The organism is Pseudomonas sp. TH34, from assembly GCF_016650865.1.
Lineage (GTDB): Bacteria > Pseudomonadota > Gammaproteobacteria > Pseudomonadales > Pseudomonadaceae > Aquipseudomonas > Aquipseudomonas yamanorum.
Genome location: NZ_JAEKFB010000011.1, coordinates 59220 through 85486 on the forward strand (window position 1 = coordinate 59220; position 26267 = coordinate 85486).

Annotated in this window: 26 protein-coding genes and 2 pseudogenes; 17 read left to right on the forward strand and 11 right to left on the reverse strand. The window is 61.4% G+C overall.

Annotated elements, in window-relative coordinates:
- Nucleotides 1-39: 39 nt before the first annotated feature.
- The 7 genes from JFU58_RS07930 (at nucleotide 40) to JFU58_RS07960 (ending at nucleotide 8940) form a co-directional block, all read left to right on the forward strand.
- The gene (locus JFU58_RS07930) at nucleotides 40-549 is read left to right on the forward strand and encodes a sigma-70 family RNA polymerase sigma factor (protein ID WP_003213062.1); all 510 of its coding nucleotides are present in this window, start codon (nucleotides 40-42) and stop codon (nucleotides 547-549) included.
- Nucleotides 546-1481 carry a FecR domain-containing protein gene (locus JFU58_RS07935; protein ID WP_201140193.1) on the forward strand — a complete coding sequence of 312 codons (936 nt, stop codon included), beginning with the start codon at nucleotides 546-548 and terminating at the stop codon, nucleotides 1479-1481. The genes JFU58_RS07930 and JFU58_RS07935 overlap by 4 nt, the downstream gene beginning before the upstream one ends.
- Nucleotides 1482-1734: 253 nt before the next feature.
- Nucleotides 1735-4374 (forward strand): TonB-dependent receptor domain-containing protein, encoded by a 2640-nt coding sequence (locus JFU58_RS07940; protein WP_201140194.1) that lies wholly within the window; start codon nucleotides 1735-1737, stop codon nucleotides 4372-4374.
- A 165-nt stretch (nucleotides 4375-4539) separates the two neighbouring features.
- Nucleotides 4540-5553 (forward strand): ABC transporter substrate-binding protein, encoded by a 1014-nt coding sequence (locus JFU58_RS07945; protein ID WP_063027727.1) that lies wholly within the window; start codon nucleotides 4540-4542, stop codon nucleotides 5551-5553.
- Entirely contained in the window at nucleotides 5553-6479 is a 927-nt protein-coding gene (locus JFU58_RS07950; protein ID WP_093206902.1) for an aliphatic sulfonate ABC transporter substrate-binding protein, read from the forward strand. Before JFU58_RS07945 ends, JFU58_RS07950 begins: the two co-directional genes overlap by 1 nt.
- Nucleotides 6480-6544: 65 nt before the next feature.
- Complete coding sequence (locus JFU58_RS07955; RefSeq protein WP_063027731.1) at nucleotides 6545-7549, forward strand: ornithine cyclodeaminase family protein; 1005 nt, start codon at nucleotides 6545-6547, stop codon at nucleotides 7547-7549.
- On the forward strand, nucleotides 7546-8940 hold the full coding sequence (locus tag JFU58_RS07960; protein WP_201140195.1) for an aromatic amino acid lyase: 1395 nt from the start codon (nucleotides 7546-7548) through the stop codon (nucleotides 8938-8940). Before JFU58_RS07955 ends, JFU58_RS07960 begins: the two co-directional genes overlap by 4 nt.
- 107 nt (nucleotides 8941-9047) lie before the next feature.
- Here JFU58_RS07960 and gstA read toward each other — a convergent pair whose 3' ends face one another.
- Entirely contained in the window at nucleotides 9048-9650 is a 603-nt protein-coding gene (gstA, locus tag JFU58_RS07965; protein ID WP_201140196.1) for a glutathione transferase GstA, read from the reverse strand.
- 98 nt (nucleotides 9651-9748) lie between these two features.
- Between gstA and JFU58_RS07970 the strand changes: the two genes are divergently transcribed.
- The 3 genes and pseudogenes from JFU58_RS07970 to JFU58_RS32580 form a co-directional block, all read left to right on the forward strand.
- On the forward strand, nucleotides 9749-10618 hold the full coding sequence (locus JFU58_RS07970; RefSeq protein WP_063027737.1) for a LysR family transcriptional regulator: 870 nt from the start codon (nucleotides 9749-9751) through the stop codon (nucleotides 10616-10618).
- Nucleotides 10619-10890: 272 nt separating this feature from the next.
- Nucleotides 10891-11514 (forward strand): annotated as a pseudogene (locus tag JFU58_RS32575) (PAS domain-containing protein); the annotation flags it as partial.
- A gap of 165 nt (nucleotides 11515-11679) precedes the next feature.
- Nucleotides 11680-12105, forward strand: a pseudogene (locus JFU58_RS32580) (methyl-accepting chemotaxis protein); the annotation flags it as partial.
- Nucleotides 12106-12242: 137 nt separating this feature from the next.
- Here JFU58_RS32580 and JFU58_RS07980 read toward each other — a convergent pair.
- The 7 genes from JFU58_RS07980 to JFU58_RS08010 all read right to left on the reverse strand — a co-directional run bounded on the left by JFU58_RS07980 (nucleotide 12243) and on the right by JFU58_RS08010 (nucleotide 18143).
- On the reverse strand, nucleotides 12243-12749 hold the full coding sequence (locus JFU58_RS07980) for a hypothetical protein (RefSeq protein ID WP_063027741.1): 507 nt from the start codon (nucleotides 12747-12749) through the stop codon (nucleotides 12243-12245).
- 135 nt (nucleotides 12750-12884) lie between these two features.
- Nucleotides 12885-14294: an MFS transporter gene (locus tag JFU58_RS07985; RefSeq protein WP_177025691.1), complete on the reverse strand. Its 1410-nt coding sequence runs from the start codon at nucleotides 14292-14294 to the stop codon at nucleotides 12885-12887.
- Between the two features lie 11 nt (nucleotides 14295-14305).
- On the reverse strand, nucleotides 14306-15043 hold the full coding sequence (locus tag JFU58_RS07990; protein ID WP_093206920.1) for an NAD-dependent epimerase/dehydratase family protein: 738 nt from the start codon (nucleotides 15041-15043) through the stop codon (nucleotides 14306-14308).
- A gap of 16 nt (nucleotides 15044-15059) precedes the next feature.
- A complete protein-coding gene (locus JFU58_RS07995; protein WP_201140197.1) occupies nucleotides 15060-15692 on the reverse strand; it encodes a glutathione S-transferase family protein in 633 nt (210 codons plus the stop codon).
- A 198-nt stretch (nucleotides 15693-15890) separates the two neighbouring features.
- Nucleotides 15891-16127 (reverse strand): DUF6124 family protein, encoded by a 237-nt coding sequence (locus JFU58_RS08000; RefSeq protein WP_017475955.1) that lies wholly within the window; start codon nucleotides 16125-16127, stop codon nucleotides 15891-15893.
- 365 nt (nucleotides 16128-16492) lie between these two features.
- Nucleotides 16493-16924: a hypothetical protein gene (locus JFU58_RS08005; protein WP_063027750.1), complete on the reverse strand. Its 432-nt coding sequence runs from the start codon at nucleotides 16922-16924 to the stop codon at nucleotides 16493-16495.
- A gap of 187 nt (nucleotides 16925-17111) precedes the next feature.
- Nucleotides 17112-18143, reverse strand: a complete 1032-nt coding sequence (locus JFU58_RS08010; protein ID WP_201140243.1) for a LacI family DNA-binding transcriptional regulator — start codon at nucleotides 18141-18143, stop codon at nucleotides 17112-17114.
- A gap of 212 nt (nucleotides 18144-18355) precedes the next feature.
- Here JFU58_RS08010 and JFU58_RS08015 point away from each other — a divergent pair, with 212 nt between their 5' ends.
- Together JFU58_RS08015 and JFU58_RS08020 are read left to right on the forward strand one after the other, a co-directional pair.
- Nucleotides 18356-18889 (forward strand): gluconokinase, encoded by a 534-nt coding sequence (locus JFU58_RS08015; protein WP_017475953.1) that lies wholly within the window; start codon nucleotides 18356-18358, stop codon nucleotides 18887-18889.
- Nucleotides 18890-18973: 84 nt separating this feature from the next.
- Complete coding sequence (locus JFU58_RS08020; RefSeq protein ID WP_093206928.1) at nucleotides 18974-20329, forward strand: GntP family permease; 1356 nt, start codon at nucleotides 18974-18976, stop codon at nucleotides 20327-20329.
- Between the two features lie 120 nt (nucleotides 20330-20449).
- Here the strand turns inward: JFU58_RS08020 and alaC are convergent, their stop codons facing one another.
- On the reverse strand, nucleotides 20450-21667 hold the full coding sequence (gene alaC, locus JFU58_RS08025) for an alanine transaminase (protein ID WP_093206930.1): 1218 nt from the start codon (nucleotides 21665-21667) through the stop codon (nucleotides 20450-20452).
- A gap of 196 nt (nucleotides 21668-21863) precedes the next feature.
- Between alaC and JFU58_RS08030 the strand changes: the two genes are divergently transcribed.
- Nucleotides 21864-22349: a GyrI-like domain-containing protein gene (locus tag JFU58_RS08030; RefSeq protein ID WP_201140199.1), complete on the forward strand. Its 486-nt coding sequence runs from the start codon at nucleotides 21864-21866 to the stop codon at nucleotides 22347-22349.
- Between the two features lie 46 nt (nucleotides 22350-22395).
- Here JFU58_RS08030 and JFU58_RS08035 read toward each other — a convergent pair whose 3' ends face one another.
- Both JFU58_RS08035 and JFU58_RS08040 read right to left on the reverse strand, forming a co-directional pair.
- Nucleotides 22396-23001, reverse strand: a complete 606-nt coding sequence (locus JFU58_RS08035; RefSeq protein ID WP_177072042.1) for a pyridoxamine 5'-phosphate oxidase family protein — start codon at nucleotides 22999-23001, stop codon at nucleotides 22396-22398.
- A gap of 20 nt (nucleotides 23002-23021) precedes the next feature.
- Nucleotides 23022-23507, reverse strand: a complete 486-nt coding sequence (locus JFU58_RS08040; RefSeq protein WP_063027756.1) for a GNAT family N-acetyltransferase — start codon at nucleotides 23505-23507, stop codon at nucleotides 23022-23024.
- A gap of 146 nt (nucleotides 23508-23653) precedes the next feature.
- On the opposite strand from JFU58_RS08040, the gene JFU58_RS08045 reads away from it, so the two are divergent.
- From JFU58_RS08045 to JFU58_RS08060, 4 genes are read left to right on the forward strand one after another with little or no spacing between them, the layout of a single operon-like run.
- The gene (locus JFU58_RS08045) at nucleotides 23654-24073 is read left to right on the forward strand and encodes a YybH family protein (RefSeq protein ID WP_093206937.1); all 420 of its coding nucleotides are present in this window, start codon (nucleotides 23654-23656) and stop codon (nucleotides 24071-24073) included.
- Nucleotides 24074-24115: 42 nt separating this feature from the next.
- Nucleotides 24116-24460, forward strand: coding sequence for a YciI family protein (locus tag JFU58_RS08050; RefSeq protein ID WP_017475946.1), 345 nt, complete (start codon nucleotides 24116-24118; stop codon nucleotides 24458-24460).
- Nucleotides 24461-24489: 29 nt separating this feature from the next.
- Nucleotides 24490-24972, forward strand: a complete 483-nt coding sequence (locus tag JFU58_RS08055; protein ID WP_017475945.1) for an SRPBCC family protein — start codon at nucleotides 24490-24492, stop codon at nucleotides 24970-24972.
- Complete coding sequence (locus JFU58_RS08060) at nucleotides 24969-26195, forward strand: RNA polymerase sigma factor (protein ID WP_201140201.1); 1227 nt, start codon at nucleotides 24969-24971, stop codon at nucleotides 26193-26195. The genes JFU58_RS08055 and JFU58_RS08060 overlap by 4 nt, the downstream gene beginning before the upstream one ends.
- The last annotated feature ends 72 nt before the right edge of the window (nucleotides 26196-26267 follow it).

Below are 26267 nucleotides of genomic sequence, written 5' to 3' on the forward strand. Positions count from 1 at the left end.
CACCGGACATAACGCGCAACCTACTCAGATGGAGCCACTATGTCCGGCGCCGACACTTCTCACAGCGATTACGTGGGCGGATTATTCCGCAGTCATTACGACTGGCTGTGCGGCCGTTTGCACCGCCATCTCGATTCCCGTGCCCACGCCGAAGACATCGCCGCCGACACCTTCGTCCAACTGTTGAGTTCCCCGGGCGTGGCGCCGATCCGCCAGCCACGCGCCTTGCTCACCACCATCGCCCAACGCCTGATGTACCAGCTATGGCGCCGTCGAGACCTGGAGCGCGCCTACCTCGACGCCCTCGATCAGGACGAAACCTCGCCCGCGCCATCCCCGGAAGACCTCGCGCAAATGCTCGAAGCCCTGCAGGCCATCGACCAGTTGCTCGACGGCTTGCCGGCCAAGGTCAAGGCGACCTTCCTGTTGTCGCAACTCAACGGCTTGACCTACCCGGAAATCGCGGCCGAGCTGGGCATTTCCCAACGCTCGGTCAGCGACTACATGACCCGCGCCGTCAATCGCTGCCTGCGGCTGTGCCTGGAATGAGTGACGAACTGATCGACAGCGCCACTCGCTGGGTGGTGTTGCTGCGCTCCGGCGAGGCGAGTGCCACGGACTGGCAGCGTTATCACCAGTGGCGCGCCGCAGATCCGCGTCACGAAGCCTTGTGCCAACAACTGGAAACCCGCCTTGGTGTGTTTCAAATCCCGCAGGCCCAAGGCGTCAGCGGCAGGGTATTGCAGCAGGCACTGGACGCGCCATCCAGCCGCCGCACCGTGTTGCGCGGCGCCCTGGTGGGCGCTGGCCTGATGCTGGGCGCCGGTTGGCTGGCCCGGCCGGTGGTGGAGGATTTGACCGCCGATATCCGCACCGGCACCGGCGAACGGCGCACTGTAGAGCTGGCCGATGGCAGCGAGTTACTGCTCAACGCCCGCAGTGCCGCCGATATTCAATTCGACCCACAACGCCGCGTGGTGCGCCTGCGCGACGGTGAGTTGCTGGCGAAGATCGCCAAGGACAGCCACCGGCCGTTTTTCATCCAGACCGACCAGGCCCGAGTGCGCGCCGATGGCAATCGCCTGCTGTTGCGTGAGCGCGAGGGGCGGGGCCACGTGGTTGCGCTCAACGGCGCCCTGGAGATCGACGGCCAGAACGGCGAACGCCTGCAGCTGGAGGCCGGGCACGAGGTCACTTACGACCGCTTCGGCTTCGGCCCGGTGCTCGCCAGTTCCTCAGGCGCGACCGCCTGGATCGATGGCTTCCTGCAGGTGCGCGACCGCCCGCTGGTGGAGGTGATCGATGCACTGCGCCCGTATCACAACGGCGTGCTGCGCCTCGATCCGGCAGTAGCAGGGTTGCGGGTCAGCGGCCTGTACCGCCTCGACAATCCCGACCAGATCCTCGACACCCTGGCGCGCACCCTGCCGATCCACATCACCCGTCGGACCGGTTTGTGGGTGACCGTCAGTGCCACCTGAAAACGGTTCACCTCGATCAAGGTGGGAGCTGGCTTGCCTGCGATGCGAGCACCTCGGCCTCTCAGATGTACCGCAGAGACACCATCGCAGCCTCGCTAAAGCTCGACAGCTCCCACAGTTGACCGCGTCGTTTCCGAATGTCGGTTCTAACGACATAACCAAACGATCTGCAAGTTTTGCCCCGGCCATCCCACATCACTCCCGTAAGCGCTGCGGGGAGCAGCGCTCAGGAGTTTCCTTGGGGGGAGCCAACGTGAGCCCATTCAACCGTACACCGCTTCGAACCTTTGCCCTGGTGCCGTTGGCCAGTCTGTTCCTGTCTTTCGCTGCCAGCGCCGAAGACGCGCGACAGGTCTACCACATCGCGCCCGGCCCGCTGGACGAAGTGCTGCTGAACATCAGCCGCCAGAGCGGCCAAGTGATTTCCTTCACGCCGCAGCTGGGCAACTATTCCTCGGCCAGGGTCGACGGTTCACTGTCGGCGCAACAGGCCGTAGACGCCGCACTCAAGGGCACCGGCCTGCAAGTCCAGGTCAGCCCGGACGGTGCCTTCATCATCAAGGAAGGCGCCAAAGCCGCGCCCGCCAGCAACAACATCAAGGCGCAAACCGCCGAAGCCCAGGCGCCGACCCTCGACCGCGTGGTCGCCATCGGTACCCGTCGCAGCGATGCCACGGCCCTGACCAGCAGCGCCCCGGTAGACGTGATCAACGCCGAAGAACTCAAGCAAACCGGCGCCACCAGCCTTAACCAGGCGCTGTTCCAACTGCTGCCGTCGTTCAACTTTCCGCAGAACAACAGCGCCACCCGCGGCCAGGATCCGAAAGGCGCGTCCCTGCGCGGCTTGTCCCCGGACCAGACCCTGGTGCTGATCAACGGCAAGCGCCGGCACACCTCGGCGGTGGTGAACATTTCCGGCGGCGTGCCGTTCATTGGCGCGCAGCCGGTGGACCTGGACATGATCCCCATCAGCGCCATCGACCACGTCGAAGTGCTGCGCGATGGCGCCTCGGCGCAATACGGGTCTGACGCGGTGGCGGGGGTGGTCAACATCGTGCTCAAGGAGCGCGACAGCGGTGGCGGCATCAACACCCAACTGGGCAAATACGCCCAAGGCGACGGCTTCAGCAAAACCACCGATGGCTGGTACGGTATCGGCTTGCCAGGGGACGGTTTCCTGACCCTGAGCTTCAACACCCTGAACAACAAACCCGATGACATCGGCGACAAATACGTCGCCGATGGCCAGGTACAAGACCCGCGCTGGGGCGGTGCCGGGCGCGACAAATACAACCTGGCGGCCAACGCCGAGATCGGCCTGAATGACCAATGGCGTCTCTACAGCTTCGCCACCTTCGGCCAGGACACCTCGGTCAACAACACGCCGCCGCTACTGGCCAGCAGCCCTAACAACGTGGCCGGGATCTACCCCAACGGCACCATCCCGAAATACCGCTATCGCTATGAAGACGGCGCCGTCACCGTCGGCACCCGCTACGAAGACGAGAGCATCGGCCGCTTCGATTTGAGCGCCACCTATGGCCGCGACGAGCACGACGAACTGGCCTTCAACACCGTCAACCCGAGCTATGGACTCAACAGCCCGACCAAGTTCAACGTGGCCACGCTGGTCAACGACCAGACCAACATCACCCTGGATTACGCCAAGGATCTGAACGTCGACTGGTCGAGCCATCCCCTCACCGTGTCGGCGGGCGTTGCCTACCGGCATGAACAGTATCGGCTGGAGGCGGGCGACTACGATTCCTACTCCTACGGCGGCATCGACGGCGTGCAGGTTGGTGCGGTGCAAGCGTCGGGCCTGACCCCGGACGACGCCGGCACCTTCAAGCGTGATGTAGGCGGCGTGTACTTCGGCCTGGAAAACCAGGTCACCGACAAGCTCCAGGTGGGCATTGCCGGGCGTACCGAGCACTACTCGGACTTCGGCTCGGCCACCACCGGCAAGCTCTCGGCGCGCTATGACTTCACCCCGCAAGTCGGCCTGCGGGCCACGGTCAATAACGCCTACCACGCGCCGAGCCTGGGGCAGATCGGTACTTCCTGGACCACCACCACCAACCTCGACGCCAACGGCAACCCGGTGCTGACCCGCATGCTGCCGGCCGACAACCCGGCCGCCCGCGCCCTCGGTGCCCAGCCGCTGAAACCCGAGAAGTCCACCAACTATTCCCTGGGCCTGGTGCTGCGCCCAACCGAACAGGCCTCGCTGACCATCGACGCCTACCAGATCTCGATTCGTGACCGCCTGCTGTTCAGCGGCGGGATTTCCGGGCCACTGGCCGAGCAGATCCTCAAGGATGCCGGCTACGGCCAGTACTCCTGGGCGCAGTTCATGACCAACGCCGCCGACACCCGCACCCGTGGCGTCGACATCGTGGGCAAGTACAACCTGGACCTTGAGCAGTTCGGCAACCTGAACCTGTCGGCGGGCTACACCAAGGCCCGCACCACCATCGAAAAGGTCCACGAAAACCCCAATGGTTTCGAAGTGCTGACCCGCGAATCCCGTGGCTTCCTGGAGCACGGTTACCCGGAAGACAAGCTGGTGTTCGGCGCGGTCCACAAGCTCAACCAATGGACCATCGCCCTCAACGAAACCCGTTACGGCAAGTACCGCAAATATGCCTCGAGCGAAGCCAACGCCCAGTACGACCAGACCTTCAGCGCGCAATGGACCACCGACCTGGACGTGAACTACGCCTTCACCAAACAACTGCGGGTGTCGGTGGGCGTCAACAACCTGTTCGACAGCAAGCCTGATGACTACAACACACGTTTGCGCCAGACCCCGGGCCAGCAATACAGCTACCTGTCGCCGACGGCGCCGGAAGGGGCGTTTTACTACACGCGGCTCAGTTATGACTTTTAAACCCTGATCTAGAAAGGTGTGGAGATCAACTGTGGGAGCTGGCTTGCCTGCGATTGCATCACCTCGGTCTTCCTGAAAAACCGAGGTGTCTGCATCGCAGGCAAGCCAGCTCCCACACTGACACTGCCCACTCTGGATCTGTCTTGAATCTCCAAGAGGCTACTTATGAGAACACTCAAAAACCTGCTCGGTAGCTCGCTACTGGCACTGACCGTCCTGGCACAGTCCGCCACAGCCGCCGAACCTGCCAAACCGATCCACTTTGGTGACATCACCTGGGAAAGCGGCAGCCTCATCACCGAAGTGCTGCGCCTGATCGTCGAGAAAGGCTACGGCCTGCCCACCGACACCTTGCCCGGCAGCACCGTGAGCCTGGAAGCCGCCCTGGCCAAGGACGATATCCAGGTGATCGGCGAAGAGTGGGCCGGGCGCAGTCCGGCGTGGGTCAAGGCCGAAAGCGAAGGTAAAGTGTTCGGCCTGGGCGATACCGTCAAAGGCGCCACCGAAGGCTGGTGGGTGCCGGAATACGTGATCAAGGGCGACGCCGAACGCGGCATCAAACCCCTGGCCCCGGAGCTTAAATCCGTCGCCGACCTGGCCCGCTACAAGGATGTGTTCCGCGACCCCGAAGACCCCACCCGCGGGCGCTTCCTCAACAGCCCCACCGGCTGGACCTCGGAGATCGTCAACAGCCAGAAACTCAAGGCCTACGGCCTGACCGACACCTTCGTCAACTTCCGCACCGGCTCCGGCGCGGCGCTGGATGCCGAGGTCGCTTCGTCGATCCGACGCGGCAAACCTGTGCTGTTCTACTACTGGTCGCCGACGCCGCTGTTGGGGCGCTTCAAGCTGATCAAACTGGAAGAGCCACCGTTCAACGCCGAAGCCTGGAAGACCCTGGCCGACGCCAACAACCCGCACCCCATCGGTACTCGCTCGATGCCGGCGCACCTGGCGATTGGCGTGTCGGCGCCGTTCAAGGCGCAGTACCCGCAACTGGTGACGTTCTTTGAAAAGGTCGACCTGCCGATTGACCTGCTCAACGGCATCCTCGCGCAAATGGCCGAGAAACGCACCGCGCCGCGCCAAGTGGCCGAAGCCTTCCTGAAAGAACAACCGCAGGTCTGGCAGCAATGGGTGCCGGCGGACGTCGCAGCCAAGGTCAAGGAGAGTCTCTGATGCACAAGCTCATCGCTGCCACACTGTTGGCGCTGTGCGCCGGGCCTCTGCTGGCGGCAGACCCGGCCACCCTGCGCGTCGGGTACCAGAAAAGCTCGGTGAGCATGGTGCTCGCCCGTGAGCATCACCTGTTCGAAGAAGGGCTGCCGGGCACCAAGGTCGAGTGGATCGAATTCCTCGGCGGCCCGCCGCTGATCGAAGCCTTGAACGGCGGCAGCATCGACATCGGCAATATCGGCGACATCCCGCCGATCTTCGCCCAGGCTGCCGGCATCGACATCCGCTACATCGGCGTCGAACCCAATGACGGGCGCACCGAAGCGATCCTGCTGCCCAAGGACAGCACCGTGCAAAGCGTGGCCGAACTCAAGGGCAAGCGCGTTGCGCTGCTCAAGGGTTCCAGCGCCCACAACCTGTTCCTCAAAAGCCTGCTGCGTGCGGGCTTGCAGTGGAAGGATGTGAACGTGGTGTACCTGTCGCCCTCCGACGGCCGTGCCGCGTTTGAACAAGGCAAGGTCGACGCCTGGGTCGTGTGGGACCCGTACTACTCGGCGGCGGTGGTGGACGGTTCGGCGAAAGTGTTGGGGGATGGCCAGGGGCTGAACCCGGCGGGCAGTTTCTTCATCGCCAGCGGGCCGTTTGCCAAGCAGCACCCGCAGGCGATTGCTGCGATTCTCAAGGTGTTTGCCCAGGCGCAGCGGTTGTCCCTGGACCAGCACGACGAAAGCGTCGCGCTGATGGCCAAGACACTGGGCTTGCAGCCGGCGGTGGTGGAAAGCTACTTCCAGCATCGCTCGCCGACGCCGAGCCGGCCACTGAACGCGACGGACATCGCCACCCAACAAGGCACCGCCGACGCGTTTTTTGCCAATGGCCTGATCCCGAAAAAGGTCGATGTGCAGCAAGTTGTGTTCAAGGCCCCATAACAAGCTCCCTCGCCACATAAAAGCATCTTCAGCGTCGACCTTCGTAACCCATCAGTGAGCAGACCATGCAACCGATCTACATCGACTTCCTTAACGGCCTGGACATCGACGAACTGGCCCTGACCAACGACGAAATCCTCGACGCCATCGAATCCAGCCTGGCGATCCAGGGCCGCAGCGAGGCGGTGATCGAGCCGCGCATGCACCTGATTCCCGGCGGTGAAATCAACGGCCACTTCAACGTGTTGCGCGGTGTGTTGGGCGGCGCAATCGGCTACGCCGGGGTCAAGGTGGTGGGCGACTTTGTCGACAACTACCGCAAGGGCCTGCCCTCGGAACTGGCGATTCTCAACCTGCTGGACCCGGCCACTGGCATCCCCAAGGCTATCCTCGATGCCTCGGCGATCACCGACATGCGCACCGGCGCCGTCACTGCTATCGGCGCCAAATACCTGGCCCGGCCCGACAGTAAAATCCTCGCGCACATCGGCGCCCGTGGCACCGCGTATTGGAACGTGCGGCTGCTGGACCATCTGTTCGACTTCGACGAAATCCGCGTGCACTCGCGGCGCAGCGAAAGCCGCGAAGCCTTCGCCGAGCGCCTGCGCCGGGACCTCGGCAAACCGGTGATTGTCACCGACGATTGGGAGTCTACGGTGCGCGGCGCCGACATTGTGGTGGAGGCGTCACGCCTGGATCAGCCGCAACCCTTGCTGCGTACCGAGTGGATCAAGCCCGGCGCCTTCGTCGTGCCCTACGGCACCATGAGCGCAGTGGAATTGTCCTTGACCGACATCATGCACAAACGGGTGGTGGACGATTGGGGCCAGTGCAAGGACGGTATGTTTGGCGCATTGCGCGCCCATGTCGATGCCGGGAAACTCAGTGCCGAGACCTTGCATGCGGAGTTGGGGCAGATCGTCGCGGGGTTGAAGAACGGCCGCGAAACACCCGAAGAAACCATCCTGTTCTGGCACCGTGGGTTGAGCCTGAGCGACATCGCCTTGGGCTACGCACTGCTGGAAAAATCCAAGCGCCTGGGCATCGGCCAGCGGTTGCGCTGGGCATGATTCGCTTCGACCCCGATGGTTTGGCGATTGAGGATTTACTGTTGATTGCCCGGCAGGATGCACCGGCTGATTTCAGCGGTGCGGCCCGCCAGCGTATCGACGAAGGCCATCAACTGTTGCTGCGCCTGGTGGCTGAAGGCACGCCGATTTACGGGGTGACCACCGGCCTGGGTGCGGCGGTGGATACGCCGGTGTCGCCGGTGCAGGCAAACATTCCACTGGGGCGCGCAGTGGGCGTTGGGCGCCTGGCTAATCGACAGGAGTTACGCGCGATCACGGCAGCCCGGTTGGCCGGGTTGGCCCAGGGGCGCTCGGGCATTTCGCCAAGGGCGGCGCAGGCGCTGTTGGATTTGCTTAATAGCGGCCTCGAACCCGAGGTGCCGTTGCTCGGATCATTAGGTGAGAGTGACCTGGCGCCGTTGGCCCATTTGAGCCTGGCGCTGAACGTACCACTGACGGGCAAGGATGGCCTGGCGCTGGTGTCGGCCAACGCTGCGAGTATCGGCCTTGGGGCGTTGCTGGTGGCTGAGGCCGAACAGGCATTGCAGGCCGTGTTGGCGGGGCTGGCGTTGTCGTGTGAAGGCTATCGGGCCAACCTCAGTCCGTTCCAGCCGTGGGCTTCGCGGTTGCGCCCGGCGCCGGGGCAAAGCGGGCAATCAGCGGCGTTGCTGGAATTGCTGGCGGGCGGCGAATTGGCCGATAACCCGCGTCGGTTACAGGACCCGCTGAGCTTTCGCTGTGCCACGGTGATTCAAGGCGCGGCGCAACAGGCGGTGCAGGCGTTGCGCGAGTTGATCGAACTGGAACTGGCCAGCGGCGCGGACAATCCGGCGTTGATCAGCGAAGACGCGTTGGCGCTGGCCACGGCCAATTTCGACAGCACCCATCTCGCGCTGGCGGCCGAAGGCTTGGGCCTGGCGTTGAGCCGTGTGGCGGTGTGCAGCGCCGAGCGGATTGCCAAGTTGCTGTCGCCGGCCTCCAGTGAACTGCCACGCTTTTTGATCAAACAGCCCGGGCACGTAGGCATGGCCGCCTTGCAGCGCACCGGTTCGGCGTTGGTGGCGGAGATTGGGCATTTGGCCAATCCGATCCCGGCGGTGAGCGTGCCGGTGGCGGATCGAGTGGAAGATTATGCGGGGCAGGCGTTGGCGGTGGTCGAGAAAACCCGGCGGCTGGTGCAGCGCGTGGTGTGGCTGGGCAGCATTGAGTTGATCGTGGCGGCGCAGGCAGTGGACCTGCGCGGCACGGTTCAACTGGGGCAGGGCACCCGGCGTATTCATGAGGCAGTGCGCAGCCAGGTGGCGCATCTGGATCAGGATCGATCGGGGTCGGTGGATGTGCTGGCGTTAAGTGCATTCATCGAAAACGATGGCTTGAAACCCATTCTCTAAGACTATGAAGACCAAATGTGGGAGCTGGCTTGCCTGCGATAGCGGTATTGGATTCACCATCGCTATCGCAGGCAAGCCAGCTCCCACATTTTTGACTGCATTTCAGGTCATGGATTTTCAGCGGTCAGGGCGGCAATTACCGCCGGCCGCTCGCTGATCCGCTGCTGGAACTTCGCCAGCGCCGGCCATTGCTGCAAATCGATATCAAACAACCCCGCCCAGCGCAGCACCACAAACAGGTACGCATCCGCCACCGAATACTGCGCGCCCAGCAGGTAGTCCTGACGCTCCAGGGTCTGCACCAGAATCGCAAACCGCTTGAACAGCGTGGCCTTGAACAGCGCCTTCACCTCATCCGGAATCGCGTCCTTGAACAACACCCCCAGCCCGCCATGAATCTCGCTGGAGACAAAGTTCAGCCACTCCTGCAAACGCACCCGCTCCCAACTGCCATTGGCTGGCGCCAGTCTTGCTGCAGGCACCCGGTCGGCCAGGTATTGCAAGATCGCGGCGCCTTCGGTCAGCACCTCGCCGTTGTCCAGTTGCAGCGCCGCCACGTAGCCCTTGGGGTTGATTTGCAGGAAATCATCACCGTCAGCGGTGAGCTTTTTCTGGTTGTCGACGCGAATCAATTCAAACGGTAGGGCCAGTTCCCGCAGCACGATATGGGACGCGAGGGAACAGGCATTCGGGGAAAAATACAGCTTCATCGGGGCAACTCCGCAGGACAGTTGCCTTCAGTCTCGTGGGCATGGCACCTTGCGTAAAATTAATCTTTCAGAATCCTGCCATAAGGACAGCTACTGCCATGATGAACCTGATGCACTGGCGCCTGCTGGTGGCCGTGGCGGACAACGGCAGTATCACCGCGGCCTCCGAGCGGGTGGGCATGACCCAGTCCGCCGCCAGCCAGGCCATGGCGGCCATGGAGGCCAACCTCGGTGCGCAGTTGTTTGTACGTGAAGCACGCCAGACCTTGCCCACCGCCCTGGGCCTGCAAGTGATCGAGCAGGCGCGGGTGATGTTGGGAGCGTTGCAGGCGATTCGCACCACGGTGGACGAAGCGCGGCCGATGCTGCGTGGGACGATTCGCATCGCGAGTTTCCCCATGGTGCTGGCGGTGTTCCTGCCGCCGCTGCTGCGGCGGTTCAACCAGCTTTACCCGGGCATCGAGGTCACGGCCCTGGAAGTCACGGACGATGAAGTGAACACCTTGCTCGACGCAAATCTGATCGACTTGGGGGTGGTGCTCAACCCGCCTTCCGAGCGCAATGCTGCGGTGCTGGGGCGCGATAACTGGGTGGCGGTGCTGCCGATGGCCCACGGGTTTTCCCGGCGCCCGGCGCAGGCAACCGTGACGCTGGAAGAATTGGTGGAGCAACCCTTTGTGCTTGCCACCGGCGGCTGCACCGTCAACGCCCGCAGCCTGGCGCAGGAAGCCGGTCTGACATTGCGCGAGGTACGGGTGGAAGTGCGGGAATGGAACAGCGCCTTCAGCCTGGTGCGCGAAGGTGTCGGCGTCACCCTGGTACCCGAGATGACCCTGCCGGCCCAGCGCCACGGCTTGCGCATCATGCCGCTGGCGGAGCCGGTGCATCGCGAGTTTGCGTTGGTGACATCACGCCACCAACCGCCTTCCGCAGTGGTTAATGCTTTGTTGCAAATGCTGGCTGACTAGTGGCCTTGCATAGCGCCAACGCCTGTCTATGCTCACCCAGAACCGTTGATGACGCTCGGCATATAAAGCGTTTCGGATAGGTTCCCCCATAAAGGTCTGCGATCAAGATTCAAACCGTGAATGGAATGCGCCCGCGTGGGCGTCGGGAAAATAAAGGGTGATCCGCCATGTTCAACCGCCAACACAAATCCGACCTGCTGGAAATCGAACGTTTCTCCTGTGCGCTTACCGAAGCCAAAGCCAAATTGGCCGCCATCAGCCGTTCCATGGCAATGATCGAGTTTGATCGCGACGGCATCGTGCTGGATGCCAATGAAAACTTCTGCAGGACCATGGGCTACCGCGCCGAAGAAATTCGCGGCCAGCATCACCGGATTTTCTGCGAAGAGGCCTACACCCACACCGACGCCTACGCCAAGCTCTGGCGCGACCTGGCGCGGGGCGAGCCTCTCAGTGGCACCTTCATGCGGTTGAACAAGCATGGTCAGGAAGTGTGGCTGGAGGCCAGTTACATGCCGGTAATCGGTGCCGACAACCAGGTGCAGAGCGTGATCAAGGTGGCCTCTGACATCTCGGCGCGGATTCACCACGAGCATGAAAACCAAAGCTTGATCGACGCCATCGGCCGCTCCATGGCGGTGATTGAATTCACTCCGCAAGGCCAGATTCTGAATGCCAACGACAACTTCCTGAAGACAGTGAAGTATTCCCTCGGTGAAATCGTCGGCCAGCATCACAGTATGTTCTGCCATCGGGGTGAGACCGATTCGCCGGCCTACAAGGCATTCTGGGCCTCGCTCAATCGCGGCGAATATCACTCCCATCGGTTTGAGCGCAAAGACAAATTCGGCCAAACACTGTTTCTGGAAGCCTCCTACAACCCGATCTTCGATGCCAGCGGACGCCTGTACAAAGTGGTGAAGTTCGCCAGTGACATCACCGACCAGGTCACCACCTTGCGCACCGCCGCCGACTCGGCCCACGCCACCTCGGTGCAGAACGACGCCTGCGCCCGCAAGGGTTCGGAAGTGGTGCAGCAGACCGTGCAGATCATCGAAGAAATCTCTCGCGACCTGAATGAGGCTGCCGTGAGTATCGATGCGGTGAGCAAGCAGTCGGACATTATCGGCAGCATCGTCCAGACCATCCGGGGCATTGCCGACCAGACCAACCTGCTGGCACTCAACGCCGCGATCGAAGCGGCCCGGGCGGGTGAGCATGGGCGAGGTTTTGCGGTGGTGGCAGATGAGGTGCGCAGCCTTGCAGCACGTACCAGCCAGGCGACGATCGAGATTGTGGATGTGGTGCGCAAGAACCACGACCTGTCGATCAGCGCGGTGTCGAGCATGCAGTCGAGCTTGAGCCGCACGGGGCTTGGGGTGGAGCTGGCGAATGAAGCGGGGCAGGTGATCCTGGAGATTCAGGAAGGGTCACGGCATGTGGTGGATGCGATCAGTCAGTTCAACTCGACACTGCAACTGCAGTAACACCGCAGATCAAATGTGGAATGAGCTTGTGTGGGAGCGGGCTTGCTCGCGAATACGGTGTGTCAGTCAGCACATGGATTGACTGACACACCGCATTCGCGAGCAAGCCCGCTCCCACATTTGGTTTGTGGTGTTGCTTAGATCGCAGCCAGGGTCTCTTTCACCGTCTGCGCCTGCGGGTCAGCGGTTTTCGCTGCTACTTGCTGCGCCTGCTGGTCCTTCAGGCGTGCGGCCACTTCCTTGGAAATGGCGTCCTGCTTTTCCTGTGGCAGGTTTTTCACATCTTCTTCGGTCAAACCCTGTTCCTTGAGCAGTTGCTCGCGGATGCGCTCGGCCGGGCTTTTCTTCATGTAGTCGGTGAAGTCACTGCGGGCCGACGTGGTGGAGTCGGTCTTGGGCACATCGGTGCTCGACGTGGTCGCGGTGGTGGCCTGCAACTGCACGCGGGTCTTGGCAAAGGCTGCGTCGATGTTGTCAGCCTTGGCATCCGCGGCGGCCTGGGTGGTGGACACGCCGGCGGCACCTTGCGCGTTTTGCGCGGCACCGCTGTACAGCGCGCTGGCGGCAGCGTTGGCCGGGTCCATGTCTGCGCGCTTGATGCGTTGGATCGTCGACTGAGCCTGGGGATTGTTGTTGATCAGCATGATCAGGACACCTGTGGATGTGGGCGGTGCCACAGGTGGAGCAATTAGCGTGCCCAATGGTGTGGCCCCGTGTTTACGGGGCTTTTGGCCGCCACCGTCGGCAAGCCTTGGCATGCCGACGGCCAGGGTTTGCCGCTAGTGGGCAATGTTCTCCAGCGCCAGGTTGCGGGTGCGCGGGCCGAACCAACTGATGGTGATCATCACAATCAACATGCTGCTGGCGATAAACGCCAACACGCCGGGCGTGCCGAGGTGTTCGAGGATCACACCGATCAACAGGCTGCTGAACACCGTCGACAGCCGACTGAACGAATAGCAGAAACCTACCGCCCGGGCGCGGATATTGGTGGGGAACAGCTCACTCTGGTAGGAGTGATAACTGAAACTCAGCCAGGCGTTGCAGAAGGTGATCATCACCCCGCAGATCACCAGCCCCACGGCGGTGGTTTGCAGCGCGAACAAACTGCCAAAGATCACCGCCCCCAGGGCCGAGCCGACAATCTGCCATTTGTTTTCAAACCGGTTCGCCACCTTCACAAACAGCAGCGGCCCCAGCGGGTAGGCGAGGGTGATGATGAAGGCATAACCCAAGCTGTGAGTGACGCTCACGCCCTGGCCCGAGAGCAGCGCCGGCAGCCAGTTGCCGAAGCCGAAAAAGCCGATGGCCTGGAACACGTGAAACACAATCAGCATCAACGCCCGGCGCCGGTACGGCGGTTGCCAGATATCGGCAAAGCGCCCTTGGCCCTGCACGCTGACGGCTTCCGGCTCCGGTTCGTCCAGCGGCTTGCCGTGGTCTTTCTGGCAGCGCGCTTCGAGGCTGTCCATAATCTGCCCGGCCTCGTCGAAGCGGCCTTTTTGCGCGAGCCAGCGCGGTGACTCCGGCAGGCGCTTGCGCAGTTGCCAGATAAACAGCGCAAACACCGCACTGCTCAGCACCACCCAGCGCCAGCCGGAGATCCCGAACGGCGCCTGGGGCACCAGCCACCACGACATCAAGGCCACCGCCGGCACCGACAGGAACTGGATGAAAAACGCGAAGGCAAATGCCGAACTGCGCATGCGCTTGGGCACCAGTTCCGAGAGGTAGGCGTCGATGGTCACCAGCTCGATCCCCAAACCAATGCCCACCAAAAAGCGCATGCAGATGATGCCCAGTGCGGAGGTCTGGATGCCCATCAACACGGTGGCGACGGTGTACCAGATCAACGCAAAGGTGAAGATCGCCCGGCGCCCGTAACGGTCGGCAATCGGGCTGAGCAGGCTGGCGCCGAGGAACAGGCCGAGGAAGGTCGCCGAGGCAAAGGCCGCCTGGTCAGAGAAGCCGAATACACCCTGGCTGCCGGTGTGGAAAATTCCGTCACTGATCAGGCCGGGGCTGATATAGGCAGTCTGGAACAAGTCATACAGCTCGAAAAAACCGCCAATCGACAGCAGCGCCACCAAGCGCCAGACGGTGGCGACGGCGGGCAACCGATCAATGCGCGCGCTGATGTGCGCGGCGCGGATCGGGTCGATGCCGTCTGCGGTAGAAGGGAAAGACATGGGCAGAAGACTCAATAAGTGATCGGGATCTCGAATTCCTGGAACGCATCATCCACCGGTTGGTAACCCAGCACACGGGTTGTTTCGCTGAGGTCCAGGCGTTTGAAGCGGTTGTTGGAGATGCCGTGGGCGATCAGGTGTTTCACACCTTCGGTTTCTACCGAGCGTTGCAGCAATTGCACGGCATCCCGCGGACTGAGCCAGGCGCTGAGGTCGCGGGCGTTGTTCAGGTCGGGGGCTTCCGGGAATTCGAATGCACCAATACGCAGGGCGATGGTGGAGAGCGGGGTTTTGGCAGCGTAAAAACCGCACAGGGCTTCGCCGTAGCATTTGCTCACGCCGTACAGGTTGGCGGGCATCACCTGCATGCCGGGGGTGATTTGCCGGTCGACCGGGTAGCCTTCGATGGTCTGGGCGCTGCTGGCGAACACCAGGCGCTTCACGCCCGCAGCCACGGCGGCTTCGAACAGGTAGGTGGTGGCCAGGATGTTGTTGGGCAGCAACTCGTCGAAGGTGGCGCTGGCGTGAGGGATGCCGGACAGGTGCACGATCACGTCAATGCCGTCGAGCAGGGCGGCGAGGGCGGTTTTGTCGCTCAGGTCTGCGCGGATGAAACGGTGTTCGCCGAGGGCGAAATCCGGCTCGATGCGATCGGTGAGGGTGAAGCGGTAGCGGTCTTTCGACGCTTCGAAAAACGTCTTGCCAATGCGGCCGCAGGCGCCGGTGAGTAGTACGTTGAGTCCGTTCATTGTGTAGTCCTTGTTTTTAGTTATGGCCATCGAGGGCGAAGGTTTTGAAGCCGGGGCGCTGGCTGAGGGTTTCGTAGTAAGCGCTGACGGCCGGGTAGGACGGATGCTCCATGGGCGTCATCCACCAGCGGTGCATCGACAGGCCGATGAGGATGTCGGCGAGTGTGAAGTCATTACCGGCGACGTAGGCGCCGGTTTTGATCAATTGCTGTTCCAGTAGGCCCATCTTGTCGTTCCAGCTTTTTACCCCGGCTTTGATGCGTTGCGGGTCCTGGTAGTCCGGGTTCTTGCGCACCAGGGCGTGGAAGGCGTAGCCCCACGACGGGTTGAGTTCGGTGGCTTGCCAGTCCATCCATTGCTCGACCCTGGCACGGGCGGCCGGCTCGGTGGGCAACAGGTCGTGGCGTTGGTGCAGGCTCACGAGGTAGCGGCAGATGGTGTTGGATTCCCACAGCACGCCGTTGTCGTCGATGATCACCGGGACTTGGGCGTTTGGGTTCAGGGCCAGGAATTCGGCGGACTGGGTGGAGGCGAAGCCGATGCCCCAGTCTTCGCGGTCGTAGGGGATATCCAGTTCCTGGCAGGTCCACAGGACTTTTCGCACGTTGATGGAAGAAGTGCGACCGAGGATTTTCAGCGAATGGCCCATGGTGCTTTCCTGACGAGGGTGAGAAGGCAGGGGGCAATTTAGCAGGGGCCAGAAGGCACGGCGAGGTGTTAAGTGGGCAGGATCAAAAATGTGGGAGCGGGCTTGCTCGCGAATGCGGTGTATCAGTGATGGAACGGTCCGCTGACACACCGCATTCGCGAGCAAGCCCGCTCCCACAGTTTGACCGCGTGCGGTCTGTTAGATAAGTGGTGATTCCTGATCCATCAGCTTGCCCATCAGCAATACGCCCAACTCACTCAACTGGTGAATCGCCAATGCCGTGTCGCGGTCTTTGCCGGTGAGTTCATCAGACAGGTCGAGCAATAATGTGCTGACCGAGGAAAACGTCTCGTAGCTGTTGGCGATCAGGCTTTCGCTGTTGGCGTCGGGGCTGACGGTGAATAAGGCGGGGGGATTTGGAGTTGCTTTGAACATAGGTAGGATCTCTAACTGGGCCACCACCTGATCGCTACTAAACGAAAGGGTGGCGGCTGCACGCAGGTTAGTAGACCGGTAGACCCACACAAAAACCCGGCGCGCCACGAGGGCGCCCTGCGCACAGCCACCATCAAGCACAGACAGGTAAGTCCGACAGATGAAGCTCATGCACATTTGTATGGGGCTGCTCGGGCTACTAAACCCGATCACTGAGAAATTCAGCGACCGGGCAACCTTAGAGAGCCCTACCCAGGCGCACAAGCCGGCGGATTCTGACGTACCTGTAGGTAACGGAGCAAGGCGCTGCCATCAACACCAGCCACTTCCTACAGCTACCGCCTGTATGCGTTCGCGCAGTCTACTCAAGCTGTTTTGGCTTTTACGCTTAAGGGGCCAGTCTGAATATCGAAAGTACCCTTAAATTCCTGTTTCTCCGAGCCTGGCCAAGAACCCTGAAAGTGGAACTCTCCGTCCAGATCTCCAGCTCCTTTAATAAAGGTGGCTTTGTAATGACCGGACACTGAATGCCAATATTGTGGCCTGTCATTGGTTTCGCGGTTGTAATAGCCGGCGGCGTCGGGGTTGAAACCGCCGGAAAATGCACCTGCCTTGTCAGGCAGGACCAGTGTAATAAGCCGAGTTTTTCCTAATCCATCAACGTACTCACCCTGAAACCAGAGATCGTGCCGGCTATAATCAAACCTGATGCTGGTAGCTTCGAAAGGCCCATCTACGGATTGTTCAACCTTAAGTGTCCCTGTTACGGGTATTGCGTTAATTCTGTAATGGTCCATGGTCGAGATGCTCCATCTAACTTGCAGTTGCTATCTCTTATTGCTGGTTGCTGGATAGTTGCTTGATTAAATGAGCCTTTCACAGGTTCGTATACTGTCAGAAGTCACAGTGGATTTTCATACTCGCAAGGGCTAGCGTAGAGCGTTTTACCGATGGCCCGTATGAGTCTCTTCTTATAGGACCGGGCTAGGTACTCTCGCGCACCTTCAACTCAAACCCCATGTCCACCACCGGCCGAGCGATCTTGTTGCCGGCCATCACCGTCAGCAGATGTTCAGCGGCGCGTCGGCCAATGGCTTCCCGTGGCGTACTGATGCTGCTCAAGCGCGGCACCATGAACGAGGACGAGGGCAAGTCGTTAAAGCCCAGCACCGAGATCTGCTCCGGCACCTTGATGCCATGGCGCAACGCTTCCAGCAACGCGCCCTGGGCCAGGTCGTCGTTACCAAAGAAGATCGCGTCCACATCCGGATGGCTGGCCAGCAGTTGCAGGAACAACTCACCACCCAGGCCCACCGACGACGGGCGTGGCGTCAGCACTTCCAGCGCCGGGTCATACAAGCCCGCCTGTTGCAACGCTCGCCGAAAACCCTCGCCGCGCAACAACGTGCGCTGGTCCAGTTGCGCACCGATATAGGCCAAGCGCTTGCGCCCCCGTGAGATCAAATGCGCCGCCGCCGTTTCCCCGGCGTTCATCTGCGAGAAGCCTACACAGTTAAGGCCTGCGCCCGGGTCCAGGTCCATCATGTACACACACGGCACATTGCTCGATTCCACCATGCGCCGGGCACTCTCCGTACGGTCAAACCCGGTCAGCAGCAAACCCCGTGGCTGGTAGGCCATGTAGTTGCGCAGCAGGTCTTCTTCTTCGTCGCGGGAATAGTGGGTGTTGCCGATCAACACTTCAAAGCCCTTGGGCCGCAGCACTTGGTGGATGGCTTCGAGGGTTTCGATAAACAGTAGGTTGGACAGCGACGGCACCAACACCACCACCGACTGGCTCTGGGCGGAAGCCAGGGCACGGGCGGCCGGGTTGACCACGTAGCTCAGTTCAGCCGCAGCTTTTTGCACTTTTTCCACCAGTTCGGTGGCCACGGTGCTGATGCCGCGCAAGGCCCGGGAGGCGGTAATCGGGCTGACGCCAGCCAGGCGGGCAACTTCATTCAGGGTAGGGCGGCCCGTGGTGCGGGTATTTTTATCGTTCTTGGGAGTCATCAGGCGGCTTGCCAAACAAAAATCGAGGCACTAAGGTAGCGCTGTCTCCAAGACCCTGCAAATTCTTGAACGTCGGGATGCCTGTTCCCGTTCAAACCTTTGGAGCAGATGCACGCGTCACTCCATAAAAATGACAAGACGGCGCGGGAAAAGCCTGTTTTTGCACTAGCCTTACAGCGTGCAAAGGTAGCGCTATCTGCGTCTTGAGGTGTTTCATGAGTCAACCTGTTACTGCCCTCGTGATCATGGGTGTTTCCGGCTGTGGCAAGTCCAGCGTCAGTGAGGCCCTGTGCCTGCTGAACGGCGCCACCGCCATCGAAGGCGACAGCTTTCACCCCGCCGCGAACATCGAGAAGATGAGCGCCGGCCATCCCCTTAACGACGAAGACCGCGCCGGCTGGCTTGACATCCTGTGCGATGAACTGCGCCGCTCGCTCAAAGCCGGCGAGCATCCCGTGCTCACCTGTTCGGCCCTGAAAAAGAAATACCGCGACCACCTGCGCGAAGCCGCGCCGGGCTTGGGGTTTGTGTTTCTGGAACTGACCCGCGAAGTCGCCGCTGACCGCGTGTCCCATCGCCCCGGCCATTTCATGCCTGCAAGCCTGATCGACAGCCAATTCGCAACCCTGGAATCGCCGGTGGGCGAGCCGTTGACCCTGGCGCTGAACGCCAGTGAAGACAGCGTTGAAGAACTGGCCGAGCAAACCAATGCCTGGTGGCTGAAACACGGCTTTGAACCAAACAAATAATTTTTTGCCGGACAAGATAGCGCTGTCCGCCTGCACTGAATTTTTTACCGGCTTTAATAACAACAACAAACAGGAGAGACCCCCATGTTTGGCTTGTCCCACGATACCTATCTGCTGCTCGATGCAGTGGTGACCATCATCGGCCTGATCGTGTTGATCACCCGGTTCAAAGTCCACCCGTTCATTGCCCTGATCATCGCCGCAGGCTTTCTCGGCCTGACCTCGGGCATGCCCGTGGACAAGATCATCAAGGCCTTCCAGGACGGCTTCGGCGGGGTGCTCGGCTTTGTCGGGATTATCCTCGCGCTGGGTACGATGCTCGGCAAGATGATGGCCGATTCCGGCGGTGCCGATCAGATCGCGCAAACCCTGGTGCGGGCCTTCGGCAAGGAGAAGGTGCAGTGGGCAATGATGTTCGCCGCGTTTTTGGTGGGCATTCCGCTGTTCTTCGAGATCGGTTTTGTGTTGCTGATCCCGCTGGTGTTTATCGTTGCGCGCCGCACGGGCGTGTCGCTGATCAAGATCGGCATCCCGCTGCTGGCCGGCCTGTCGGCAGTGCACGGCCTGGTGCCTCCGCACCCGGGCCCGTTGCTGGCAATTGGCGTGTTTGGGGCTGACATCGGCAAGACCATTCTCTACGGCCTGATTGTCGCGCTGCCTACAGCCATTATCGCCGGCCCGCTCTACGGTTCGTTTATCGCCAAGTACATCCCGGGCAATCCGTCCCAGGAACTGGTGGACCAACTGGCCAGTGAGCAACCGGAATCCAAGACCCTGCCGAGCTTCAGCATCACCCTGATCACCGTGCTGCTGCCGGTGTTCCTGATGTTGCTGAAAACCTTCGCCGACGTCGCCCTGCCGGACGGCCACGTGATCCGCAACTGGATGGACATGATCGGTCACCCGATCACCGCGTTGTTGCTGGCCTTGCTGCTGTCGCTGTACACCTTCGGCCATCGCCAGGGCATCGGTTCCAAGCAAATCCTCAAGCTGCTCGACGCGAGCCTTGCGCCGACTGCCGCGATCATCCTGATCATCGGTGCCGGCGGTGGCTTCAAGCAGATGCTGGTGAGCAGCGGCGTGGGTGATGTAATCGGCCAGATGGCGGTGACCGCGCAGATCAACCCGATCCTGCTGGCCTGGCTGGTGGCGGCGGTGATTCGTGTGGCTACCGGTTCTGCGACGGTGGCGACCATTACCGGTGCGGGCATTGTGGTGCCGGTGGTGGGGATGATTCCAGGGGTGAACCGCGAGTTGCTGGTGTTGGCGACGGGGGCGGGCTCGCTGGTGTTGTCTCACGTCAACGATGCGGGGTTCTGGCTGGTGAAGCAGTACTTCAATATGACTGTGGCCGAGACGTTCAAGACCTGGACAGCGATGGAGACCATTCTGTCGGTGGTGGCGTTGGGCTTTATCATGTTGCTGTCGCTGGTGGTGTAACAGGCACACCACAAAAAAAATGTGGGAGCTGGCTTGCCTGCGATAGCGATGGTGAATTCAATACCGCTATCGCAGGCAAGCCAGCTCCCACATTGATTGGGCTCCAGCAGTTAGATCGGGTCAGGCCTCAGCTTTCTTGACCAACCCATCCGCCCGGAACATCGCCCGGATGCCCCGCACCGCCTGGCGAATCCGGTCCTGGTTTTCGATCAGCGCAAAGCGCACGTGATCGTCGCCATACTCACCAAAACCAATCCCCGGCGACACACACACCTTCGCCTCAAGCAGCAGCTTCTTGGCAAACTCCAGCGACCCCATCGCGGCGTACGCCTCGGGAATCTTCGCCCAGACGTACATCGACGCCTTCGGGTTCTCGACCATCCAGCCCAGCTCATGCAGGCCTTTAACCAGCACGTTGCGACGCTGGCGGTACTGCTCGGCAATGTCTTTCACACACTGTTGATCGCCTTCCAGCGCCGCAATCGCCGCCACTTGCAGCGGGGTGAAGGTGCCGTAGTCGTGGTAGCTCTTGATCCGCGCCAGGGCGTTGACCAGTTCCGGGTTGCCCACCATGAAACCAATGCGCCAGCCGGCCATGTTGTAGCTTTTGGACAGGGTGAAAAACTCCACCGCGATGTCCTTGGCGCCCGGCACTTGCATGATCGACGGAGCTTTCCAGCCGTCGTAGACGATGTCGGCGTAGGCCAGGTCATGCACCACCAGCACGTCGTACTGTTTGGCCAGGGCGATCACCCGTTCGAAGAAGTCCAGCTCCACGCACTGCGCGGTGGGGTTGGACGGGAAGCCGAGGATCATCATCTTCGGCTTGGGAATCGAGCCGCGAATGGCGCGTTCCAGTTCTGCGAAGAAATCCACGCCTGGAATCAGCGGCACCGAACGCACCTGGGCGCCGGCAATCACGGCACCGTAGATGTGAATCGGGTAGCTGGGGTTCGGCACCAGCACCGTGTCGCCTTGGTCCAGGGTGGCCAGCATCAAATGCGCCAGGCCTTCCTTGGAACCGATGGTCACGATGGCTTCGGTTTCCGGGTCGATGTCCACTTCATAGCGGTCTTTGTACCAGCGCGAAATCGCCCGGCGCAGCCGCGGAATGCCTTTGGAAGTGGAGTAGCCGTGGGTGTCTTCGCGTTGGGCGACGGTGACCATTTTTTCCACGATGTGCGGTGGAGTGGCGCCGTCCGGGTTACCCATGCTCAAGTCGATGATGTCTTCGCCGCGCCGACGCGCAGCCATCTTCAGCTCGGCAGTGATATTGAACACGTAAGGGGGGAGTCGATCTATGCGCGCAAAGCGGCGCGGCGAACGGGGTTCGGCCATTGTTGCCTCGAAATACGTAAGCGCCCGGAACCGTCCGAGCGACGTCGGCCACTGCGGTGGCCTGCGGGGCAGACAATACGGTCGATGATGGCCAATTGTCCAGATGCTGTGGGAAAAATTTCTGCTTGGAGTGCGACGGGGATATGCCCCTATACTCGACGCGGGTTTGTTCCCTCATAAGAAGGAGACTGTTCAGATGGATCAACAGACAAAACTGCCGTTACAGCCGCGCATGGAAGAGGGCAACGCCCTGGTGATCGCGGGTGTGCAGGGGCGTTATTCGAAGGCCACGATTGGCGATATTCCCAAGTTGTGGGAGTTGTTCGACAGCTGCTTCAAAGAGATCAAAAAGCGCGTCGGCGGCGTGACCTACGGCGTGTGCTACAACGCCAAACACGATGAATTCGACTACCTGGCCGGCATTGAAGTGCCGGCCAAGGGCGATGTACCGAGCAACTTCCAGTCGATTGAAATCCAGGCCCATCGCTATGCCGTGTTCCCGCATTTCGGCCCGGTGCAGGCACTGGCGCAGACCTATGAACGCATCATGTTCGAATGGCTGCCGGCCTCCGGGTACAAGGTGGTCGGGGCCGATTTTGAGCGCTACAGCGCCGACTTCGACGTGGGTAAAGGCACGGGCTCCGTGGAAATCTGGATCCCGATCAACGCCGAATCCGCCTGACCGCACCATTGGCAGGAGCGAGCATGTTCGCTCCTGCCACCGCCTCTCAATACAACGTGGCCTTGACCCGCTCCGGCATCTCTCGGTCATAGGCTTCGGCGTCGAACGCCCCATCATTCAAGCGCTTGTGAAATGCCCCGGCGCTGGGCAATGCCGAGCGATCCAGGTGCTTTTCCGGGTTCCAGCAATCGGAACGCACAAAGGCTTTGGAGCAATGGAAATACGCCGCCTCCACCTGCACCAGAATCACCGAGCGGGCCGCTTTGCCATTCACCGCAAAGCTCTCCAGCAACTCGGGCTCGATGGAAATCTGTGCACTGCCATTGACCCGCAACGTCTCGCCAATGCCCGGGATGATGAACAGCAACGCTATACGCGGGTCCACCACCAGATTGCGCAGGGTGTCGAGGCGGTTGTTCCCTGGCCGATCCGGAATCGCCAACGTGCGCTCGTCGATGATTCGCACAAACCCCGGCACATCGCCACGGGGTGAGCCGTCGATGCCGTCCGGGCCGGATGAACTCACCACCACCAAGGGCGACGCGCGGACCATCGCCTGGTAGTCCTCGTTGAGAAACGGGATTTCCTTGCGCACGGCCCGTTCGTGGGGGAGGCCGTAGAGGGTTTCGAGTTGTTCCAGGGTTGTTAGCATCTTCACCAGCTCCTTATTGTTTAAAACACCCACGCCAACCGGCGCTCATACCCAATCCGCCCCTTATACGCCTCCCCGCTGTCCACCCAGCCCTGCTGCAAATACAGCCCCATCGCCGCCACATTATCCGTGTCCACCGACAGCTCCAGCGCTTTGATCTGCGGCCAAACCAGGCGCGCGGCGGCGGGGAGGGCTTGCAGGCAGGCTTTGCCAAACCCCAGGCCTTGCTGGTGGCGATCGACTTGCAACGCATGCAGCGTGGCGCTGTGTTCATCCGCCCAATGGGGCAGGCAGGGCGGGCGTTTGAGCAGCAGGAAGGCGACGGGAATCTCGTCGGCGAGTAACGCAAAGCCTGCCACGCCAGGGTTCGGATTGACCAACAGGGTGTTAAGCGCACAGTAGATATCGCCGGAAAACCCCAGTTGTTCGGGATGCACTTCCAGGGCGTTGAGTTGCCGTTGTTGCAGGGCAGTCAACGTCTGATAGGCGACGAGGCGGGTTTCCATCGGCGTAGCATCCGAAATCCTACAAAGAAGCGCGGATTCTAGCGGGTTTGCGGTCATCGCAATTATTTTTCGCGGGATTGTCGATTAGCCGATATCTCAGTCGACTAAGGGTGTCTTCAGTGATTTTTCCCGCAAGGAGTATCGCCATGAGCACCGAAATCCGCAGCTTGGTCGAGCAATGGAAACAGGCCGTCACCGACAAGGATGTCGAGAAGATTGTCAGCTTTTACGCCGACGATATCGTCGCGTTCGACGCCGTTAGCGCCCTGCAGTTCAAGGGCAAGGCCGCCTATGAGGCGCACTGGAAGGCATGCATGGAGTTCTGCCCGGGGCCCGGGGTTTTTGACTTCCATGAGATGCATATCGTCGCCGGCGATAACAGCGCCTTTGCCCACTGGCTCGCACACTGTGGCGGCACCGGGCCCGACGGCGTGCTCAAGACCTGCTGGATGCGCGTCAGCGCCGGCTACCAGCGCGTTGGCGGCGAGTGGAAAGTGGTACATGAGCATTGGTCGGCACCCTTCGACATGGAAACCGGCGCCGGTCTGTTCGACCTGAAACCTTGACCGCCGCGAACTATAGTCAGTTGTCCGAAAACGGAGAATCCCATGAAATACCTCTGCCTGATCTACAGCAACGAGCAGGTGCTGCACGAGTCGCCCGACAGCCCCAAGGACCCGGAATGTTTTGCCTATGGCCAGTCCGTGCAGGCCAGCGGGCGGATGCTCGCTGCCGAACCGCTGGAGTCGGTAACCACCGCCACCACGGTACGCATGCGCAACGGCAAGCTGTCGATCACCGACGGACCGTTTGCCGAAACCAAGGAGCAGCTCGCCGGGTTTTACCTGATCGAGGCCAAGGACCTGAATGAAGCGATCCAGGTGGCCGGTGGCATTCCGGCCGCCCGGGTCGGCAGTGTGGAAGTGCGCCCCGTGCGTGAATTGAATCTCTGATCACAACAATAAAACTCAGGAGGTTTCCCATGAGCAATCAACCCAAGCCCGCCGAATTTGAACTGTCCATCAGTCGCTTGATCGACGCACCTCGCAGTCGCGTATTCCGTGCCTGGACCGAGCCTGCCTTGTTGCAGCAGTGGTGGGGCCCACACGGCATGACCACCCCGGAGTGCGAAATGGACCTGTGGGTTGGTGGGCAATTTCGCACCCTGATGCGCGCGCCCGACGGCAGCGAATACCCGACCCAGGGCGTATTCCTCGAAATCACCGCGCCCAGTCGGCTGGTGTTTACCGATGCGTTCACCCCCGGCTGGATCCCCTCGGGCCAGCCGTTCATGACCGCCGAAGTCACCTTTGAAGATGTCGACGGCAAGACCCTGTACACCGCCCGCGCCATGCACTGGAGCGCCGAAACCAAGCAGGCCCACGAAGCCATGGGCTTTCACGAGGGCTGGGGCCAGAGCCTTGACCGGCTGGTGACGCTGGTGACCGAAGGCCTGCGCGATTGACGGTGCAGGCCCGGGTCGAAGCGGTTTATCGCAGCGAATCGCGGCGCATCCTGGCGACCCTGATTCGCCTGCTCGGTGATTTCGACCTCGCTGAAGAAGCCTTGCACGAGGCATTCTTCGTCGCGGTCGAGCGTTGGGAGCAAGACGGTGTGCCCGACAATCCCCGGGCCTGGCTGGTCTCCACCGGGCGCTTCAAGGCCATCGACCGTTTGCGCCGCCAGGCCCGGTTTGCCGCGCACCAGAACCAGTTGCTGGCTCAGGCTGATGAATTGGAAGAAGCCGACTGGAGCGCTGAAGACGTGGAAGACGACCGCCTGCGCCTGATCTTCACCTGTTGCCACCCGGCGCTGGCGGCGGATGCCCAGGCGGCGCTGACCTTGCGTGAGATCTGCGACCTCACCACCGAGGAAATCGCCCGAGCGTTTCTCGCCACACCGGCCACCATCGCCCAGCGCATCGTGCGGGCCAAGGGCAAGATCCGCGAAGCGAAAATCCCCTATCAAGTGCCGTCCCTGGCGGAATTGCCCGAGCGCCTGGATAGTGTGCTGCGAGTGATTTACCTGGTGTTCAACGAAGGCTATTCGGCGTCCATGGGCGCTGATCTGACCCGAGAGGACCTGACCCGCGAATCGATTCGCCTGGGCCGATTGCTGATGGAATTGTTGCCGGAGCCGGAAGTGATGGGCTTGCTGGCGCTGATGTTGCTCCACGAATCCCGGCGCCCGGCACGCACCTCGGCGGGCGGTGAATTGGTGTTGCTGGATGAGCAGGACCGTTCGCTGTGGGATGCGTCGTTGATTGCTGAAGGATGCGCCCTGGTGGAGAAATCCCTGACCACACGCCGCTTCGGGCCCTACAGCCTGCAGGCGGCGATTGCGGCGGTACATGCCGAGGCGGCGAGCGCTGACGAGACCGACTGGCCGCAGATTGTTGGGCTGTACGAGGTGTTGCTCGGGCTGGTGCCGTCGCCGGTGATCGAACTGAATCGCGCGGTGGCCGTTGCGATGCGTGATGGGGCGTTGGCGGGGTTGCAATTGGTGGACGGGATTCTGGCGCGGGGGGAGTTGGTCGACTATCACCTGGCGCACTCGGCGCGGGGCGAGTTTTGTCGGCGATTGGGGCGAGTGGAGGACGCGCGGCGAGCGTTTGAACGGGCGCTGGCGTTGACCCAGCAAGAACCGGAAAAGCGCTTTATCGAGCGGCGTTTGGCCGAACTCAAATAGTACAGACGCTGGAGATCCAAATGTGGGAGCGGGCTTGCTCGCGAATGCGGTGTGTCAGTCAACATTTCAGTG

What these genes read in the sequence shown, in the direction of transcription:
- JFU58_RS07930 (WP_003213062.1), top strand. Translation starts at nt 40, where the DNA reads ATGTCCGGCGCCGACACTTCTCACAGCGATTACGTGGGCGGATTATTC.
- JFU58_RS07935 (WP_201140193.1), top strand. Translation starts at nt 546, where the DNA reads ATGAGTGACGAACTGATCGACAGCGCCACTCGCTGGGTGGTGTTGCTG.
- JFU58_RS07945 (WP_063027727.1), top strand. Translation starts at nt 4,540, where the DNA reads ATGAGAACACTCAAAAACCTGCTCGGTAGCTCGCTACTGGCACTGACC.
- JFU58_RS07950 (WP_093206902.1), top strand. Translation starts at nt 5,553, where the DNA reads ATGCACAAGCTCATCGCTGCCACACTGTTGGCGCTGTGCGCCGGGCCT.
- JFU58_RS07955 (WP_063027731.1), top strand. Translation starts at nt 6,545, where the DNA reads ATGCAACCGATCTACATCGACTTCCTTAACGGCCTGGACATCGACGAA.
- JFU58_RS07960 (WP_201140195.1), top strand. Translation starts at nt 7,546, where the DNA reads ATGATTCGCTTCGACCCCGATGGTTTGGCGATTGAGGATTTACTGTTG.
- gstA (WP_201140196.1), bottom strand. Translation starts at nt 9,650, where the DNA reads ATGAAGCTGTATTTTTCCCCGAATGCCTGTTCCCTCGCGTCCCATATC.
- JFU58_RS07970 (WP_063027737.1), top strand. Translation starts at nt 9,749, where the DNA reads ATGATGAACCTGATGCACTGGCGCCTGCTGGTGGCCGTGGCGGACAAC.
- JFU58_RS07980 (WP_063027741.1), bottom strand. Translation starts at nt 12,749, where the DNA reads ATGCTGATCAACAACAATCCCCAGGCTCAGTCGACGATCCAACGCATC.
- JFU58_RS07985 (WP_177025691.1), bottom strand. Translation starts at nt 14,294, where the DNA reads ATGTCTTTCCCTTCTACCGCAGACGGCATCGACCCGATCCGCGCCGCG.
- JFU58_RS07990 (WP_093206920.1), bottom strand. Translation starts at nt 15,043, where the DNA reads ATGAACGGACTCAACGTACTACTCACCGGCGCCTGCGGCCGCATTGGC.
- JFU58_RS07995 (WP_201140197.1), bottom strand. Translation starts at nt 15,692, where the DNA reads ATGGGCCATTCGCTGAAAATCCTCGGTCGCACTTCTTCCATCAACGTG.
- JFU58_RS08000 (WP_017475955.1), bottom strand. Translation starts at nt 16,127, where the DNA reads ATGTTCAAAGCAACTCCAAATCCCCCCGCCTTATTCACCGTCAGCCCC.
- JFU58_RS08005 (WP_063027750.1), bottom strand. Translation starts at nt 16,924, where the DNA reads ATGGACCATTACAGAATTAACGCAATACCCGTAACAGGGACACTTAAG.
- JFU58_RS08015 (WP_017475953.1), top strand. Translation starts at nt 18,356, where the DNA reads ATGAGTCAACCTGTTACTGCCCTCGTGATCATGGGTGTTTCCGGCTGT.
- JFU58_RS08020 (WP_093206928.1), top strand. Translation starts at nt 18,974, where the DNA reads ATGTTTGGCTTGTCCCACGATACCTATCTGCTGCTCGATGCAGTGGTG.
- alaC (WP_093206930.1), bottom strand. Translation starts at nt 21,667, where the DNA reads ATGGCCGAACCCCGTTCGCCGCGCCGCTTTGCGCGCATAGATCGACTC.
- JFU58_RS08030 (WP_201140199.1), top strand. Translation starts at nt 21,864, where the DNA reads ATGGATCAACAGACAAAACTGCCGTTACAGCCGCGCATGGAAGAGGGC.
- JFU58_RS08035 (WP_177072042.1), bottom strand. Translation starts at nt 23,001, where the DNA reads ATGCTAACAACCCTGGAACAACTCGAAACCCTCTACGGCCTCCCCCAC.
- JFU58_RS08040 (WP_063027756.1), bottom strand. Translation starts at nt 23,507, where the DNA reads ATGGAAACCCGCCTCGTCGCCTATCAGACGTTGACTGCCCTGCAACAA.
- JFU58_RS08045 (WP_093206937.1), top strand. Translation starts at nt 23,654, where the DNA reads ATGAGCACCGAAATCCGCAGCTTGGTCGAGCAATGGAAACAGGCCGTC.
- JFU58_RS08050 (WP_017475946.1), top strand. Translation starts at nt 24,116, where the DNA reads ATGAAATACCTCTGCCTGATCTACAGCAACGAGCAGGTGCTGCACGAG.
- JFU58_RS08055 (WP_017475945.1), top strand. Translation starts at nt 24,490, where the DNA reads ATGAGCAATCAACCCAAGCCCGCCGAATTTGAACTGTCCATCAGTCGC.